Source organism: Lacibacter sediminis (genome assembly GCF_014168535.1).
GTDB lineage: Bacteria > Bacteroidota > Bacteroidia > Chitinophagales > Chitinophagaceae > Lacibacter > Lacibacter sediminis.
Genome location: NZ_CP060007.1, coordinates 1,270,973 through 1,289,418 on the forward strand (window position 1 = coordinate 1,270,973; position 18,446 = coordinate 1,289,418).

The 18,446-nt window shown below is 40.1% G+C and carries 11 protein-coding genes; all 11 read left to right on the forward strand.

Annotated features, from left to right (window positions below):
- Positions 1-2: 2 nt before the first annotated feature.
- The 11 genes from H4075_RS05645 (at position 3) to H4075_RS05695 (ending at position 18,441) form a co-directional block, all read left to right on the forward strand.
- Positions 3-1,847, forward strand: a complete 1,845-nt coding sequence (locus H4075_RS05645; RefSeq protein ID WP_182804953.1) for an exo-alpha-sialidase — start codon at positions 3-5, stop codon at positions 1,845-1,847.
- Positions 1,848-1,852: 5 nt separating this feature from the next.
- The gene (locus H4075_RS05650; protein WP_182804955.1) at positions 1,853-3,268 is read left to right on the forward strand and encodes an L-fucose/L-arabinose isomerase family protein; all 1,416 of its coding nucleotides are present in this window, start codon (positions 1,853-1,855) and stop codon (positions 3,266-3,268) included.
- 5 nt (positions 3,269-3,273) lie between these two features.
- Entirely contained in the window at positions 3,274-4,092 is an 819-nt protein-coding gene (locus H4075_RS05655) for a DUF6438 domain-containing protein (protein WP_182804957.1), read from the forward strand.
- Between the two features lie 7 nt (positions 4,093-4,099).
- Positions 4,100-4,930, forward strand: a complete 831-nt coding sequence (locus H4075_RS05660; RefSeq protein ID WP_182804959.1) for a transketolase — start codon at positions 4,100-4,102, stop codon at positions 4,928-4,930.
- 37 nt (positions 4,931-4,967) lie between these two features.
- Entirely contained in the window at positions 4,968-5,930 is a 963-nt protein-coding gene (locus H4075_RS05665; protein ID WP_182804961.1) for a transketolase family protein, read from the forward strand.
- A gap of 115 nt (positions 5,931-6,045) precedes the next feature.
- Positions 6,046-7,533, forward strand: a complete 1,488-nt coding sequence (locus H4075_RS05670; RefSeq protein WP_182804963.1) for an FGGY family carbohydrate kinase — start codon at positions 6,046-6,048, stop codon at positions 7,531-7,533.
- Positions 7,533-9,080 (forward strand): MGH1-like glycoside hydrolase domain-containing protein, encoded by a 1,548-nt coding sequence (locus H4075_RS05675; protein ID WP_255460357.1) that lies wholly within the window; start codon positions 7,533-7,535, stop codon positions 9,078-9,080. Before H4075_RS05670 ends, H4075_RS05675 begins: the two co-directional genes overlap by 1 nt.
- A 52-nt stretch (positions 9,081-9,132) precedes the next feature.
- On the forward strand, positions 9,133-11,916 hold the full coding sequence (locus H4075_RS05680; RefSeq protein ID WP_182804965.1) for a glycoside hydrolase family 2 protein: 2,784 nt from the start codon (positions 9,133-9,135) through the stop codon (positions 11,914-11,916).
- 2 nt (positions 11,917-11,918) lie between these two features.
- Positions 11,919-15,710 (forward strand): family 78 glycoside hydrolase catalytic domain, encoded by a 3,792-nt coding sequence (locus H4075_RS05685; RefSeq protein ID WP_182804967.1) that lies wholly within the window; start codon positions 11,919-11,921, stop codon positions 15,708-15,710.
- A gap of 114 nt (positions 15,711-15,824) precedes the next feature.
- Positions 15,825-17,381, forward strand: a complete 1,557-nt coding sequence (locus tag H4075_RS05690; protein WP_182804969.1) for a sodium:solute symporter — start codon at positions 15,825-15,827, stop codon at positions 17,379-17,381.
- An 82-nt stretch (positions 17,382-17,463) separates the two neighbouring features.
- Positions 17,464-18,441 (forward strand): dihydrodipicolinate synthase family protein, encoded by a 978-nt coding sequence (locus H4075_RS05695; protein ID WP_182804971.1) that lies wholly within the window; start codon positions 17,464-17,466, stop codon positions 18,439-18,441.
- The last annotated feature ends 5 nt before the right edge of the window (positions 18,442-18,446 follow it).

An 18,446-nucleotide genomic window follows, 5' to 3' on the forward strand; every position in this document is an offset into this window, starting at 1 on the left:
ACATGAAATTGATTGTAAAGAATATTTTGATTAGTAGTGTTATTTTCTTCACCACTTTAGGTGATGGGGGCTTGATTGCTCAAGACACTGTTCGCTACACAGGTACAACTTTGTCGAACGTTGATTACCATCATGGACAATTATCGCCGGCCGTTGGTGTGCACAATATTCAAACCATGCGTGCCAACCGTGCAGATACAGGTGCTACATCATGGACCTACAATCATGCGCCCATGCTGGCTTACTGGAACAATACATTTTATCTTGAATATTTAAGTGATCCGGTTGGCGAACATATTCCTCCGGGACAAACATTGTTACAAAGTTCGAAAGATGGTTACAACTGGAGCTATCCCGTTGTGATTTTTCCTCCTTATAAAATACCGGATGGATTTGTCAAACAAGGCAAAACAGATACGGCGAAGAACAGCTATGCAGTAATGCATCAACGTTTTGGTTTTTATACATCCAAATCAAAGCGATTATTTGCATTGGCATTTTACGGTATTGCTTTGGGACAAAAGGATGATCCGAACGATGGGAATGGCGTTGGCCGTGTGATCAGGGAAATAAAAGCTGATGGTACATTCGGTCCTATTCATTTTCTGCGCTATAATCATTCCTTCAGCGAAAAGAATACAAACTACCCCTTTTATAAATCATCAAAAGACAAAGGCTTTGTTGCAGCATGCGATGAAATTCTGAACACACCATTGTTAATGATGCAAACAGTTGAAGAAGGCGATCGTAACGACCCATTGATCCCTCTACAAAAAGATTTTAAAGCATTCAACTATTATCATCTGACAAATGGCAATGTAGTGGGGCTTTGGAAGTCCGCATTAACAAGTATTTCTAAAGATGAAGGGAAAACTTGGCAATACAATCCGACAAGGGCACCGGGCTTTGTCAACTCCAATGCGAAGATCTGGGGACAAAGAACAAGCGATGGGAAGTATGCAACAGTGTACAACCCTTCTGAATTTCGCTGGCCTTTGGCTGTTAGTGTAAGTGATGATGGATTGAAGTATAAAAACCTACTGCTGGTAAATGGCGAGATCACATCCATGCGTTACGGTGGTGCTTATAAAAGTTATGGCCCGCAGTATGTACGTGGTATACAGGAAATGGATGGTAAACCTGCCGATAATAATATGTGGGTTACCTATAGCATGAACAAAGAAGATATGTGGGTGAGCCGTGTTCCTGTTCCAGTAAAAAATAAAGTAACAACGCATGTAAATGATGTATTCAATAACATGGCTGCAGGCAAAGAATTAAATGAATGGAATATTTACAGCCCACTCTGGTGCAGAGTGAATGTGGAAACAGTGAACAATCAAAAAGTAATAGCCTTGCACGACAGCGATCCATTCGATTATGCAAAAGCCGAACGCATTTTTCCTGAATCGAAGAACTTAGTAGTTGAGTTTATAGTATCGGCACAACAAACAAATACTGGAAATCTTGAAATTGAATTGCTCGATAAAAAAGGAACAGCTACGCTTCGTATAATACTCGATTCAACCGGAAGTATCTTAACCAAGCAAGGTTATCGGAATAAGAGCATTGGTAAGTATAATGCCGGCGAACAACTCCATATCAAAATTGAACTGAACACAACAACCCGTTTCTATACTGTAACGATCAATAATGGTAAACCGAATCTCAATCTGTTTTTTCAGCCGGTTGAATCGGTAGAACGTTTGTTGTTCCGTACAGGTGTTACACGTCGCTTTCCTGATGCTGATACACCCACCGACCAGGATTATGATTTGCCGGGTGCAAATTCAAGATCGAAGGAAGCGGTTTATTTTATTCATTCAGTTAAAACAAAATCTTTATAAATATTATGTCAATTAAAACAAACAGTACGCTCGGCATTATCATTGGCAACCGTGATTTCTTTCCTGATAAATTAGTAGCCGAAGCAAGAACTGAAATACTCGACCTGTTTAAGCAGTTAAATATCACACCGGTTTTATTAAGCGATGCTGATACAAAACTTGGTGGTGTAGAAACATTTGCAGAAGCACAAAAATGTGCGGTGCTGTTTAGAAAACATGCTGATACAATCGATGGCATCCTGGTAGTGCTGCCAAATTTCGGCGATGAAAAAGGAGTTGCAGAAACCATCAAGCTTTCCAGGTTGAATGTGCCGGTATTAATACAAGGCTATCCGGATGATTTGGGAAAGATGGATGTGGTGAACCGCCGTGATGCCTGGTGCGGAAAGATATCCGTGTGTAACAACTTATATCAATACGGAATAAAATATTCGCTTACAACAAAACATGTGGTAAGCCCCAAAGACGAATCGTTTATCACTGATCTGAAAAATTTTACAGCTACCTGCCGTGTGGTAAATGGTTTGCGCAAAGTTCGTATTGGCGCTGTAGGTGCAAGACCCACTGCTTTTAATACTGTTCGTTACAGCGAAAAATTATTACAACGAAATGGTATTTCAGTTACGACTGTTGATCTTTCTGAAATTTTGGGGAATGCCAATAAATTAACAGCTGATGATAAATCAGTAAAAGAAAAACTGGAGAAAATTCATGCATATACCAATACAGGCTTAACACCTCCGGATAAGTTAGTGCAGATAGCAAAGCTCGATGTGGTGCTGGCTGATTTTATGGAAGAGAATAGCCTGGATGCTACAGCTATTCAATGCTGGACATCTATTCAGAAAAATTATGGCTGCAATGTTTGTACAAGTATGAGTATGATGAGTGAAAACCTGTTGCCCTCTGCCTGCGAGGTGGATGTAACAGGAACACTCAGCATGTATGCCATGCAATTGGCAAGTGGTTCGCCTTCTGCATTGGTTGACTGGAATAATAACTATGCTGATGACGATAGTAAATGTGTTTTGTTTCATTGTGGTAACTGGGCTAAATCATTTTTGCCCGATATCATGATCAGTACAGCACCGATCTTAGGTACAAGTGTGGGCACTGAAAACACGTATGGAGCATTGGATGGCCGTACACCTGCTATGCCCTTAACCTATGGCCGTATCAGCACAGATGATTGTAATGGCGTTATCAAAGCATATGTTGGCGAAGGCGAATTAACAAACGATGCATTGAATACATTCGGCAACCGTGCTGTGGCGCAGATCAACAACCTGCAAGGCTTAATGAATTATGTATGCCGCAATGGTTTTGAACATCATGTGGTTATGAATGCCAGTAAGACAGCAGGTATTTTAAAAGAATCGTTTGAAAATTATTTAGGTTGGGAAACCTATAATCATGCATAGGATTTATGTATCTACACAATACCAATGATATAAAAAAAGGAAAGCAGTTTATTCTTGTTTCTTTGTTTTCTATGATTTCTATTATATCTATAGGACAAAGTAAGGCTTTCAATAGACTATGGGTAGGGGAGTTTGATAATTATGTCAAGATAGATACTAATGCTGTTTGGGTTAATTTTTCCTATAGTTATGAAGGGAAAAAGTATTATCATACCAGAGGCTATAATTATAAAATGAGTAATGATACTTTGAGAATTTTTGAAGGAGGCGTTTCTAATAATGCAACTTATGAGTACTTAATTAGGGAATGGTCTGATGAGAAACTCATTCTTAAAGTGCTAAACCAAAACTTTCGATTGTTAGCATCTGAGGATAGTATAGGCAGAACTTTGTATTTCACGTCACAAAGCCGAATTTTTACAGATACAATTCGCCTTGAAAAGCTATTATTTTCTACTACAAATTGTTATGGGAGTTGCCCTGCAATGACTTTTCAAATTGATAATACAGGCTTGTTGAAATTTAAGGGTGAGGTGGGGGCAGTTAAGCAAGGATATTATCAAGCTAAATTATCAAAAGAGGTATTGAATGAGCTACTGTTAACATTAGGCATATCCGACTTGGATAAAATAGTGGATCATGGTCAGTTCAATATTGATGCCTCTACTCATACTATTGAAATTCATTATAATAATAAAGTAATGTATATCAAAACGGCGTTTGAGCCATTAGTTTTGGAAAAACTCTTGAGTTATTTATTAGCATTGCCCGCAAGGGTTGATCTAATTGAAGCGGGCTCGTTTGAGTTTAATTTTTCTAAATGAATTAGATATGACAACTGAAGACTTGAAAATTAAATCGATCAACTACAGGAAAAATATCCTGAAGTATATCGTCGGCGCAAATGCTGGCCACACCGGGGGCAGCTTATCCTGCACTGATATTTTGAATGTGCTGTACAATCATGTATTGAATGTATCCCCACAAAATTTCTCATCCCCTGATCGGGATCGTTATGTGCAGAGTAAAGGTCATTGTGTGGAAGCATTGTTTGTGGTGTTGGCTGATAAAGGATTTTTTCCGGAAGAAGACCTCAACACATTGTGCAAATACAAATCGCACTATATCGGTCATCCGACTAAAAAAGTAAAAGGTGTTGAACAGAACACAGGCGCTTTGGGACATGGCTTACCAATTTGTGTAGGGACAGCCATTGCTGCTAAACTGGATGAAAAAGATTTTCGTGTGTTTACCTTAATGGGTGATGGCGAATTACCCGAAGGCAGTAATTGGGAAGCAGCATTAAGTGCATCGCATTACAAGCTCGATAATTTATGCGCCATTGTCGATAAGAACAGTTTACAGATCACGGCGCCAACTGCCGATGTGATGAATACTGATCCACTGGATAAAAAATGGGAAGCATTTGGTTGGGCCGTAAAAGAAGTAAACGGAAATGATATTGATGAACTGAAAGCTGCATTTGCTGCATTGCCTTTCGAAAAAGGAAAGCCTTCGGTCATTATTGCACACACTACAAAAGGCAAAGGTGTCAGCTTTATGGAAAATGAATTGAAGTGGCACCATGGTGTGCCAAATAAAGAGCAATATCAACAAGCGATCAACGAATTAGATAAAAGTCTAACAGAAGTCACAGCTTAATATCTGTGAAATCTGAAATAGAGAGAAAAAATACAACATGGCTGAACAAATTATTATACCGGCAGGAGGAGATAAACCAAACCAGGATGTTTTTTCTGAAACATTGCAGCGGTTGGCTGCAACAGATAAAAATATTATTGCTGTAACAAGCGATTCAAGAGGTTCGGGTAAACTTGTGCCGTTTGGAAAAAGTTTTCCAAAACAAATTGTAGAAGTAGGTATTGCTGAACAAAATCTTGTAGGTGTTGCAGCCGGGCTAGCTTCATGCGATAAAAAAGTATTTGCAGTGTCACCTGCCTGTTTTTTAACAGCACGTGCATTGGAGCAGATCAAGAATGATATCTGTTACAGTGATAATTCTGCAACCGTGGTGGGTATCAGTGCAGGTGTAAGTTATGGAGCATTGGGAAGTACGCATCATAGTCTGCATGATTTTGCGGTGTTGCGTGCCATCAACAATATTATCATTGTTGCACCAGCAGATAATTTCGAAACAGTAAAAGCAACTGAGCTGGCTGCAGAAAGCAAGCATCCTGTTTACCTGCGTTTCGGCAAGCGTGTAATGCCTTCTTTGAAAGAAGATAACAGTGATGGTTTTGAATTTGGTAAAGGACGTGTAATAACAGAAGGAAGTGATGTCGCCATTATTGCCAATGGTGAAACCGTTTATCCTGCTGTAAAAGCAGCGGAGAAATTAAAAGCAAATGGCATTGCCGCAACCGTGGTAAGCATGCATACCATTAAACCATTGGATACTGAGTTGTTGATGAAACTGGCTGCAACGTGTAAAGCAATTGTTACCGTGGAAGAGCATAGTGTGTATGGTGGATTGGGTGAAGCCTGTGCTTCATACCTGTTGCAACATGGTTATGCAAAACCATTTAAGATCATGGGTATACCGGATGAGTACACAATTACGGGTCCGCAACTGGATATATTCAAACATTATGGAATAAGTGAAGAAGGAATTGCGGATGAAGTAACGAAGTTGTTGAGATGATCTTTGAGCAGAACTTACAAGAGTCAAGATTGTAAGCGTCTTGACTCTTGTAGGTTCTGTAATTCTATTGAACAAAAACGTTCCGTGTTAATCCGTGAAATCTGTGCGACAAACAATGACGAAGAATAAATACATATTAGCAATTGACCAGGGAACAAGTTCAACCAAATCATTAATTTTTGATGAGAAGGGGCAGGCTGTTGCTAAAGGTTCAGAAAATTTGCATACACATTATCTTGACAATGGATTTGTAGAACAGGAACCCGAAATGATCTATCAGAATGTGTTAGCATCTGTAAAAAAATGTTTGGAGCAGTTTGCAGAAAAAGGATTTGATCAAAAAGATATTGCTGGCATTGGTATCTCCAATCAACGGGAAACTTTTGTAGTATGGGATAAAGACGGAAGACCCTTGTACAATGCAGTGGTGTGGCAATGCAAACGTTCTGTTCAAATTTGCGAAGACCTAAAACAAAAAAACTTATCACAAACAGTCAATGAAAAAACGGGGTTAGTGATCGATCCTTATTTTTCTGCAACAAAATTGATCTGGCTATTTCAAAATAATGCTGTTGTGAAAGAAGCCATTCAAAAAGGCGAAGCTTATTTTGGAACGGTTGATACCTGGTTGTTGTATAGATTCACCAACGGAAAACAATACGCTACAGATTATACGAATGCATCCAGGACATTATTATTTAACCTGCACACATTGCAGTGGGATGAGGAGCTGATAAATGAATTTGCATTAACAGGCATTAATCTTCCTGAAATAAAATCATCGTCTGCATTATTTGGCGAAACAGCGCTGGCTGGTTTATTTGAAAGCAATATTCCTGTTACTGCATTGATCGGCGATTCACATGCAGCAGCATTTGGTGAAGGTTGTTTTGAAAAAGGCACAGCCAAGGCAACACTTGGAACGGGTTGCAGTATTTTAATGAACATTGGCGACAAACCTGTGCAATCAAAAAACGGAATGGTTACAACTGTTTGCTGGAGTGCCGATAAAAGAATTGATTATGCATTTGAAGGAGTGATTGTGAGTTGCGGTGCTACGATTGAATGGCTGAAGAATGAAATGAATTTATTTACTGACAGTAAGGAAACGGAGGCAATGGCCAATGCAGTGGTTGATAATGGTGGAGTGTATCTTGTTCCTGCATTCAGCGGATTAGGATCGCCACATTGGGATATGGATCGCAGGGCATCGATTACAGGGATGAGTTTTGGCACAACGAAGAATCATGTGGTGAGGGCTGCGCTCGAGTCAATTCCTTACCAGATCAAAGATGTAATTGTGGCGATGGAAAAAGATGCCGATATTTCATTGAAGGAACTTAATGCTGATGGCGGCATTACATCCAATGCATTTGTCATTCAGTTTTTAACTGATCTGTTGAACAAAAACGTTGCAACCATTGGTATGCCGGATGTGTCTGCATTAGGTGCAGCTTATCTTGCAGGGTTACAGGCTGGAGTCTATGAAAGTATCGAAGCGTTGAAAAAATTAAATGCAGATAAAAAGAATCATTTGCCACAGGCTGATCTTTCAGAAGTGAATGAAGGATATTCAGGCTGGCAAAATGCAATTAACAAATAATGAAGAAGGGTATAAAATATATTGTATTTCTCTGTGTCCTTTGTGTCTCTGTGGTTCAGTCTTCGTTTGGGCAACAGAAAGCATTTGTGTTGAAACAGGAGCAATTCAAACACTACGTTGATTACTTCAACAGAATGGAAGAACCGAATATTGAACAGGCTATTCCCAATGCACAGAGTTGGGAGTGGATGAAGAAGAATATTCCGTTGTTTGAATGTCCGCAACAGAATTTTGAAGAGATCTTTTATTATCGTTGGTGGACTTTACGTAAGCATATCAAAAAAACCGAAAAAGGATTTGTGTTTACGGAGTTTTTAGTGCAACGCAGTTATGCTGATAAATACAATCTCATCTCCAGTGGGCTTGGTCATCATATTTATGAATCAAGATGGCTCCACGACAAAACTTACATGGATAACAACCTGCATGTATGGTATCGGGGTAATGATGGCAAACCATTGAAGCGGTTGCGTTTTTACAGCAGCTGGAATATTGATGCGATCTATAACCGTTACCTTGTAAATGCGGATAAGCAATTTTTGCTGAACATGCTTCCTGATCTGAAAGAAGATTATGCAGCATGGGAACAAGAAAAGAAAGCAGCCAATGGTTTGTTCTGGCAGTTTGATGTACGTGATGCCATGGAGGAAACGATCAGTGGAAGCAGAACAGAAAAAAATCCACGGCCTTCAATCAACGGGTATATGTTCGGTAATGCAAAAGCTTTGTCTGCAATTGCGCAATTAAATGGCGATCAAAGCACGGCGCAATTATACAATCGCAAAGCAGATTCTATTAAACAACTTTCACAACAACTGCTCTGGCATCCACAGCACCAGTTCTTCGAAGTAAAAAAAGAGAAAGGTGATACACTGTCGAATGTAAAAGAAGAGATCGGTTTTATTCCCTGGTATTTTAATATGCCTGATAATGCATACAATGTTGCATGGAGAAGTTTGATGGATACAAAAACATTTTGTGCACCATTCGGAATTACAACTGCAGATCGCAGTCATCCTGAATTTCGTACACATGGATGTTGCAAATGTGAGTGGGATGGTGCGGTGTGGCCTTTTGCCACTGCACAAACATTAACGGGCATGGCCAACCTGCTGAATAACTACAAACAGGATTATGTGGCCGACAGTAATTACTTCAGCTTGCTGAATACGTATGTTGAATCACAATACTATCGTGGTCGCCCCTACATTGGTGAATACCTTGATGAGAAGACGGGGTTTTGGTTAAAAGGCGATGAAGAACGCAGCCGTTATTACAATCACTCTACATTCAATGATCTCATCATCAGTGGACTGGTTGGTTTACGACCGAGAGCAGATAATACAATTGAAGTAAACCCCTTGCTTCCTGAAAATAAATGGAACTGGTTCTGCCTCGACAATGTATTGTATCATGGTAATATCTTGACTATCATTTGGGACAAAGACGGTTTAAAATACAAAAAAGGAAAAGGTTTGAGTGTGTGGGTGAATGGAAAGAAAGTGGCTTCATCGTTGAAGCTGGAAAAAATTACAGGTAAAATGTGAATGGTCAATGGTCAATTGTGAATTATATACAAGCAACTTTACAAGAAGCAAGATGTTTAAATACATTCTTGTTTTTGCGTTTTTCATTCACCATTCACTATTCAGCATTCACCTCTCTGCGCAAACAACAGAAAAACTTTATCTCTCCGGAACCGGCAGCGATCAAACTGTGCAATGGGATTTCTTTTGCACAGGTGGTATGAATGCAAATAAGTGGACAAAGATTGCTGTGCCGAGTTGCTGGGAGTTACAAGGCTTTGGTAAATACGATTATGGTTTTGCAAAAGACAGTGTTCGTGGAAAAGAAAAAGGCTTGTACAAACATCGTTTCAGTGTTCCAACCAATTGGAAAGGTAAAGTAATCAACATTGTGTTTGAAGGAGTAATGACTGACGCAGAAGTAAAAGTAAACGGCAAAGTTGCAGGTGCTGTTCATCAGGGTGCTTTTTATGCATTCAAATATGATATCAGCAAACTACTCAACTACGGAAAAGAAAATTTTCTTGAAGTAACAGTTGCTAAACATTCAACAAATCAATCAGTGAATGAAGCAGAACGTAAAGCAGACTTCTGGATCTTTGGTGGGATATTTAGACCAGTGTGGCTGGAAGTTTTGCCTGCTGTGCATATTGAAGATGTTCGTATTAAAGCTGACGCCAATGGAAATTTTACGGCTATTATTACTGGCCCATCACCTGATGATGCGAAAAGGGCAACTGTAAAAATTTTCGATCCAAATGGTGTTTTTTTTGGAAATGCATATCCAGCGGATGTTGCGGCGGATAAGAATATTTTTTTAGTATTGGGAAAATTTCAACAGCCAAAATTATGGACTCCTGAAACTCCTTATTTATACAAGGCTGTTTTTACAATTTATAAAAAAGGCAAGCCATTTCATGTAGTTGAAAAAAAATTCGGTTTCCGCACAGTTGAAGTAAAGCAGCGTGATGGTATTTATGTGAACGGTGTAAAAGTAAAAATGAAAGGCGTGAATCGTCATGCATTTCGTCCGGAGACAGGAAGAACCACGAGTAAACAAATAAGTATTGAAGATGTGTTGCTCATGAAAGAAATGAATATGAATGCAGTACGGATGAGTCATTATCCGCCTGACGATCATTTTCTCGATGTATGTGATTCAATTGGTTTGTTTGTGATGGATGAACTCGCAGGATGGCATGGTCATTACGATGAGCGAACTGGTAAGAAATTAGTAAAAGAAATGATCGATCATGATGTGAACCATCCTTCCATCATCATTTGGGCAAATGGCAATGAAGGCGGCCACAATTTGGATCTCGATAAATACTTTTCGGAGTTTGATATTCAAAAGCGTCCTGTTGTGCATCCCTGGCAATTGTTTGGCGGTTTTGATACACAGCATTACCGGGAATACAATTACGGCATCGGCAATTATGAAAATGGGAAAGAGATCGTTTTGCCAACAGAATTTTTACACGGACAATTTGATGGTGGTCATGGTGCAGGCATTGAAGATTATTGGGAGAAGATGTGGCACAACCCGTTAAGTGCAGGAGGTTTTTTGTGGGACTTTGCTGACAATGCAGTTGTACGAAAAGATAAGAATGATTCACTTGATACAGATAAGCATCGTGCAGCAGATGGTATCGTTGGTCCGCATCATGAAAAGGAAGCAAGCTTTTATACCATTAAGGAAGTGTGGAGCCCGGTGTATTTTGAACGCAGAGAAATTGCCGAAGGTTTTGATGGTAAACTGAATATTGAAAACCGTTATCATTATACCAATACAAAAGATTGCAGCTTCAGTTGGAAATTGAAACGTTTTGACATAACAACTTCAAAAGAAACAGAAGGCAAAGCATCTGCACCCGATATACAACCGGTTGCAAAAGGATTTGTGCAAATTCCCTTACCGGCCGACTGGAAAAATTATGATGTGTTGTATGTAACGGTGAAAGACCGTACTCAAAAAGAATTGTTTACCTGGAGTTTCCCCATCAGCAGTCCGGCAACAACAGGTGCAAGAATGATTGTGAAAGAAGGTAACAACATCATCAATACTTCGGAAGCAGATTCATTGCTGACAGTAACGGTGAAAGATATTATAGTTGTGCTGAATAAGAAAAATGGTTTACTTGTTTCAGTGAAGAATGCAAAAGGAGAATTACCTTTTAATAACGGTCCTGTGTTGCAGGAAGGCATCAACAATTTCAAAGGATTCAAACAATACAAAGAAGGAAATAACGTCATCATTGAATCAAGTTTGAATCAAAAAGAAAGTTACAACACGCTCAAATGGACGATTTATCCTTCAGGTTGGGTGCAGTTGCAGGTGAATTATTTTCCTGCGGCTTATTTTACCAACTTCGCCGGCATCAACTTTTCATTCCCGGAAAAAGAAATACAATCGGTAACTTATATGGGCGATGGGCCATACCGTGTCTGGAAAAACCGGTTGAAAGGAAACCAGTTTGGTGTGTGGAGTAAAACATACAACAATACCGAAACAGGTGAGGCGCCTTGGATCTATCCTGAGTTTAAAGGTTATCATTCCAATTTCTATGGCGGGTACTTCTTTACCAAAACAAATCGCTTCACCGTTGTAACAGAGAATGAGGGTTTGTTCCTTCGTTTGTTTACACCAGCGTGGAAAACCGATCAGTGGCATAATTATGAACCACTGTTTCCTTCAGGAGATATTTCTTTTATGCAAGGAATCAGCAGCATTGGCAGTAAAACACAACGCAACGAAACAACGGGCCCGATGGGTAGCAAGAATATATTCTACGATTACGAGAAAGATCCTGCGAGGGCGCTGCACATCAATTTATACTTTAACTTCTCTGCACAATAACAATGAAAAAAATAGTAACGATACTTGTTCTGCTCCTTTCTGTTCAACAAATTTCTGCACAGGTAACCGTGCAGAATCTTCGTTGTGAAATGCGGGTAAATCCACTTGGCATCGAAGCGAAGCAACCACGCCTCAGTTGGCAGTTGCAAAGCATTCTTCGGAATGTAGTGCAAACAAGTTACCAGGTCATCGTTAGCAGCAGTGTACAAAACCTGCAACAGAATAAAGGCGATGTATGGAAATCGGCTGTGATAAACAGAAATCAAAGCTTGCATGTGCAATACAATGGTGCAGCATTACAACCGGGCAAAAAATATTTCTGGAAAGTAATTGTGCAAACCAATAAAGGTGCAGCGCAAACAAATCAAACTGCATTCTTCTCAATCGGACTTGCTAAAGAACAGTGGAAAGCAAAATGGATTGGTTATGATCAGGCATCTGCATGGGATAGTGTTACGCAATGGAGCAGGTTAAGTGCAAGATACCTGCGCAAAGAATTTGCAGGCAAACCAGCGGTGAAACGGGCAACAGCTTATATCTCCGGTTTAGGAATGTATGAGTTGTATATTAATGGAACAAAGATCGGCGACCAGGTGCTGGCACCTAATCCAACTGACTATCGCAAAACTTATTTCTACAATACACATGATGTAACGGCACAGATCAAAGCAGGTAGTAACGCTATTGCTGCAGTGCTGGGTAACGGACGTTTCTTTACTATGCGTCAGAATTACAAAACACAAAAGCATAACACATTCGGTTTCCCAAAATTATTGTTACAGTTAGAAATCGAATACACAGATGGAACAACAAAAACAGTAGTAAGTGATGAAAGCTGGAAATTAAATGTAGATGGCCCTATCCGTACCAATAACGAATATGATGGTGAAGAATACGATGCAACAAAAGAATTCAATGGCTGGACGAAAGCTGGCTTTAACGACAGCAAATGGATGCAACCCGAATTAGTGGAAGCGCCTCCAGGAAAACTGGTGGCACAAACCAACGAGCCGATGAAAGTGATGCAGACCGTCAAACCCATCTCTATCAAAAAAACAGCAAGCGGAAAGTATATCCTTGATATGGGGCAGAATTTTGCAGGATGGATCAAACTGCAAAATATCAACGGAAAGAAAGGCAATAAAGTCACACTTCGTTTTGCAGAAAGTTTGCAACCTGATGGAGAAGTGTTTGTCAAAAACCTAAGAGATGCAAAGGTAACGAACATTTATACATTAAAAGGAACAGGTAACGAAAGCTGGCAACCATCTTTTGTATATAACGGTTTTCGTTATGTGGAAGTATCAGCTTTTCCTGGTACACCAACGCTCAACCAGTTTGAAGGAAAGCTGGTGTATGATGGCATTGAAACAACAGGATCGTTTCAAACATCAAACGACGTGTTGAATAGTATTTATAAAAATGCATGGTGGGGCATTGCTTCAAATTATAAAGGCATGCCGGTTGATTGTCCGCAACGCAACGAACGTCAGCCATGGTTAGGTGATCGAACAGTTGGATCACAAGGCGAGAGTTATATGTTCAACAATGCAAGCCTCTATGCAAAGTGGATGCAGGATATTGAAGATAGTCAGACAGATGAAGGAAGTATTCCTGATGTGGCACCTGCATTCTGGAACTACTACAGTGATGATGTGACTTGGCCTGCCGCTTATTTCTTCATCACGAATAATCTGTACAACCAGTTTGGTGATGTGACGCCTATTCAAAAACATTATCCATCCATGAAGAAATGGATGATGTATATGAAGAGTAAGTACATGAAGAATTATATTGTTACACGTGATAAATATGGCGATTGGTGTGTGCCGCCTGAGAGTCTGAATCTGATTCATGCAAAGGACAGCAACCGTTTAACGGATGGCAAATTGATTGCAACGGCTTATTATTACAAGTTGCTTTCGTATGTGCAACGGTTTGCCAACATCACAAATAATAAAGAAGATGCGAAGTATTATGGTTTATTGAGCGACAGTATCCGCACTGCATTTCAGCAGGAGTTTTACAATCCAAAACTGAAACAATACAGCAACAATACAGTTACTGCAAATCTGCTGCCGTTGTATTTTGGTATTTGCCCTGATTCATTACGCACAGCGGTGTTTGAAAAGATCCGCATTAAAGTGCATGTGGAAAATCACGGACATATCAGTACGGGTCTCATTGGTTCGCAATGGATCATGCGTGGATTAACAGAGTATGGTTATCCTGATCTGGCGTACATCATGGCTTCCAACAAAACCTATCCCAGCTGGGGTTATATGGCCGAGAATGGTGCAACTACTATTTGGGAATTATGGAATGGTAATACCGCTGATCCCGGTATGAACAGTCAGAATCATGTGATGTTGTTGGGCGACCTGCTTACCTGGTTCTATGAAAATCTTGCTGGCATTCGTACAAATAAAACAGATGTTGCTTTTAAGAAGATCATCATGAAACCAACATTGCCTGCGGGTTTGGATTTTGTAAAAGCATCGTACAACAGTTTTCATGGATTGATCAAAAGCGAATGGAACAATTCAACTGATAAATTCGAATGGAAGATCAGCATACCTGCCAATACATCAGCCACTGTTTATATTCCTGCCAACAGCATAGAAGAAATTTCAGAAGGAGGAACAGCGATTGCAAATAACAAAGACATCAAATTCGTAAAAGAAGATGATGGGTCTGTTATTCTCGAAGTGCCTTCGGGCAATTATACATTTGTTCGTAATAAGAAATGGAGAAAAGGAATTGTAAAAGATGAATTTATTTTCGACCGTGCATCGTTTCCTGAAAGTCATGCTGCTACGATTGCAGAAACAGCAGAAGGATTGATTGCTTCATGGTTTGGCGGTACAAAGGAAGGCAACAAAGATGTGTGTATCTGGACAAGTCATTTCAAAAATGGCCAATGGACTGCTCCGGCAAAAGTTGCTGATGGTGTAATGAATGATACATTGCGTTATTCAACCTATAATCCTGTTTTGTTTTATGCACCCAATGGTGAGTTGTTATTGTTCTATAAAATAGGACCCAACGTTGCTGGCTGGACAGGTTGGTTGATACGCAGCAAAGACAACGGACACACATGGAGTAAACGGGAAGCATTACCGGAAGGATTTTTAGGGCCGATCAAAAATAAACCTGAGTTTATCAATGGGGTATTGCTTTGCCCAAGCAGCACAGAAAAAACCGGGTGGAAAGCGCATATCGAATTCACAACAGATTTCGGTAAAACATGGACGAAGACTGAGGCCATCAACGATCCGAAAATTTTACAAGCCATTCAGCCAAGTATTTTGAAATATGCAGATGGTCGTTTGCAGATTCTTTGTCGCAGCCGTAACACAACACTCAACGAAAGCTGGAGCAGTGATGGCGGTAAAACATGGAGCGAAATGAAAGCATCTGCATTGCCAAATAATAATTCAGGAACAGATGCAGTAACATTAAAAGATGGAAGACAGTTGCTGGTGTACAATCATAATTTGCCAAACGCATCATGGGTGAATGGCAAAGGTCCACGTACGCCATTGAATGTTGCCATCAGCAAGGATGGAAAAGTGTGGAGTGCAGCATTGGTGCTGGAAGATTCACCCATCAGTCAGTATTCTTATCCATCTGTTATACAAACAAAAGACGGATTAGTACATATTGTTTACACATGGAGAAGAGAAAAGATCAAACATGTTGTGGTTGATCCGAACAAACTGGAGTTAAAAGAAATTGTAAACAAGCAATGGCCTGGTGTGAAAGAGACAGTTGGGAAAACAACGGATGATTGAGGAATGAGTGATGAGTAATGAATGATGATTAGGGTTACTGTAAGTTGAAGAGTGCGACGCAACCGCAAATGATAGTAGCAATGCAGACGGCTACATAAAATATTATTCCAGACGATGCACAATTTGCCATTTATTGATCTTGCGGTGATTGCCGTGTACATGCTTGCCATGATCGGGATCGGCATGTATTTTTCACGCAAGAATAAAAACAGCGACCAGTTTACAAAAGCATCGGGAAAAATTCCGGGTTGGGCCATTGGTCTTTCTATCTACGCAACATTCTTAAGCAGCAATACATTCTTAGGTGTGCCGGGCAAAGCATTCGGCAGTAACTGGAATGCATTTGTGTTCAGCATCTCCATGCCGTTAGCTGCATGGATCGCATCCAAATATTTTGTTCCATTCTACCGCAATACCGGTGAAATATCTGCTTACACACATTTGGAAAAACGTTTCGGGCCGTGGGCAAGAACATACGCAGTGATCTGTTTCTTGTTGACACAGTTTGCACGCATGGGTTCCATCTTTTTTGGTATTGCATTAAGTCTGCAGGCACTCACCGGTTTCAGTATGCAATCGATCATGATCGTCATGGGCATTTGTATCATTATCTATACAGTGCTCGGTGGTATTGAAGCGGTGATCTGGACAGAAGTGGCACAAGGCATCATTAAAACATTGGGTGCATTACTCATTTTATTTTTAGTGGTGAAAGAAATTCCTGGTGGTTTTGCTACGATAATTGATGTAGCAACCACTGATCATAAAACAAGCCTCGGCAGTTTCTCCCCCAATTTTACTGAATCAACTTTTTGGGTGGTGTTGTTTTATGGCTTCTTTATCAACCTGAATAATTTCGGGATGGATCAGAATTACATTCAACGTTATCATACAGCACAATCATCAAAGCAGGCGAGCAAATCAGTTTGGCTTTGTGTGTGGATCTATGTGCCGGCTTCTTTTTTATTCTTTGTGATCGGCACGGCATTGTATGCATTTTATCAAACGCAAGCGGGATTGATCGATCCGGTAAAGTTACAGGTAGCTGCAGAGCGGTTAGGTGCTGCCGTTACTTCACCCGAAGTAAAAGAACTGGCTGCTTCATTAACGGCTGCAGATTATGGTGATAAAGTGTTACCGTTTTTTATGGTGAATAATATACCAACAGGTTTGGTTGGTTTGATCGTATCTGCTTTGTTATCTGCCGCCATGAGCACCATCAGCAGCAATATGAATGCATCGGCAACAGTATTCACAGTCGATATTTATCAGAAATATATTAAACCGGATATCACAGATAAACGCAAACTGTATCTGTTGCATGTATCAACCATTGCATTTGGTGTAGTTGGTTTGTGTACGGGTTTGGCAATGATCGGTTCAAAAAGTCTGCTCGATATCTGGTGGGAGCTGAGCGGCATTTTTGCAGGAGGCATGCTCGGTTTGTTTTTGCTGGGGCTTATCAGTCGCCAGGCAAAAAATGCTGCAGCAATAACGGCCGTTATCATTGGTATTATCGTTATCTTATGGATGACGTTCTCCGGCAGACTTGATGAGAACTACGCTTTCCTGCGAAATCCATTGCATAAGAACATGATCATTGTGGTGGGAACGTTGAGTATTTTCCTTACAGGTTTGCTCGTTACTAAACTACGGCCTTCGAAACAGTAAAATTGTACAGCAGAATAGTTAAATGCAACATTTTATAAGGAGTTGAATGATTGCACATTTATGCACTCAAAAATTGGTTGTTATGCCTGATAAAAAGTTTGTTCCGGTTATGATCACTCCCTACAACCTCAAAGCCGAGGTCGACCTGGATGTGGTAAGTACATTGATCGAATTTTATTTAGCTGCCGGTGTAAAGGGCTTCTTTGCCAACTGTCTTAGCAGCGAAATGTTCAGCATTACGGAAGATGAGCGCTTGAACTTAACATCGCACATTGTAAAACAGGTAAGAGGTCGTGTACCTGTTGTTGCAACGGGATCGTTTGGGTATACCATTGCAGACAAATCTCAATTCATCAAGAAGATATATGATACAGGTATTGACGCTGCTATTATGATCACAGGTCATTTTGCAAAAGAAGAAGATAGTGATGATGTGTTGCTGCGCAATTTCGAACAGATGTTCCAGGCAACAGGAAATATTCCGTTGGGAATGTATGAATGTCCTGCACCTTACAAACGCATCATCAGTCCTGCTGTATTTAAACAATTACTTTCAGCTAATCGTTTGATCTATCATAAGGATACTTCTATCACACATGAAAATGTGCAGGCCAAGCTTGATGTGTTAAAAGATACACCGAATAATATGGAGTTCTATGATGCACATACACCCAATGCTGCATTCAGTTTGCAAGCAGATGCAAAAGGTATGTCATCGATCTCCGGTAATTTTTATCCCGAAGTGATGGTGTGGATGGTGAACAATGCAACCAACCCTGACAAACAGGAAGAAGTAAAATGGTTGCAGGAAGAGTTAACAAATGTTGATCCGCTTATTCATATTGCATATCCCATGAGTGCAAAATATTTTTTGCAGAAACGTGGATTGCCTGTGCGTACCATCAGCCGTGCCGTTGCTAATAAATTAACACCCGATCAACGCAATACACTTGATGATATTCATAATCGTTTTGAACATTGGTGTGAACGTTTAGGAATTCAGAAAGTAGATGTGCCATCAATTGCCGGTTCTGGTTTTAATGAAGAATCTGTGTTTTAATTAAT

Coding starts and splice junctions, on each gene's coding strand:
- H4075_RS05645 (WP_182804953.1), top strand. CDS start 3: ATGAAATTGATTGTAAAGAATATTTTGATTAGTAGTGTTATTTTCTTC.
- H4075_RS05650 (WP_182804955.1), top strand. CDS start 1,853: ATGTCAATTAAAACAAACAGTACGCTCGGCATTATCATTGGCAACCGT.
- H4075_RS05655 (WP_182804957.1), top strand. CDS start 3,274: ATGTATCTACACAATACCAATGATATAAAAAAAGGAAAGCAGTTTATT.
- H4075_RS05660 (WP_182804959.1), top strand. CDS start 4,100: ATGACAACTGAAGACTTGAAAATTAAATCGATCAACTACAGGAAAAAT.
- H4075_RS05665 (WP_182804961.1), top strand. CDS start 4,968: ATGGCTGAACAAATTATTATACCGGCAGGAGGAGATAAACCAAACCAG.
- H4075_RS05670 (WP_182804963.1), top strand. CDS start 6,046: ATGACGAAGAATAAATACATATTAGCAATTGACCAGGGAACAAGTTCA.
- H4075_RS05675 (WP_255460357.1), top strand. CDS start 7,533: ATGAAGAAGGGTATAAAATATATTGTATTTCTCTGTGTCCTTTGTGTC.
- H4075_RS05680 (WP_182804965.1), top strand. CDS start 9,133: ATGTTTAAATACATTCTTGTTTTTGCGTTTTTCATTCACCATTCACTA.
- H4075_RS05685 (WP_182804967.1), top strand. CDS start 11,919: ATGAAAAAAATAGTAACGATACTTGTTCTGCTCCTTTCTGTTCAACAA.
- H4075_RS05690 (WP_182804969.1), top strand. CDS start 15,825: ATGCACAATTTGCCATTTATTGATCTTGCGGTGATTGCCGTGTACATG.
- H4075_RS05695 (WP_182804971.1), top strand. CDS start 17,464: ATGCCTGATAAAAAGTTTGTTCCGGTTATGATCACTCCCTACAACCTC.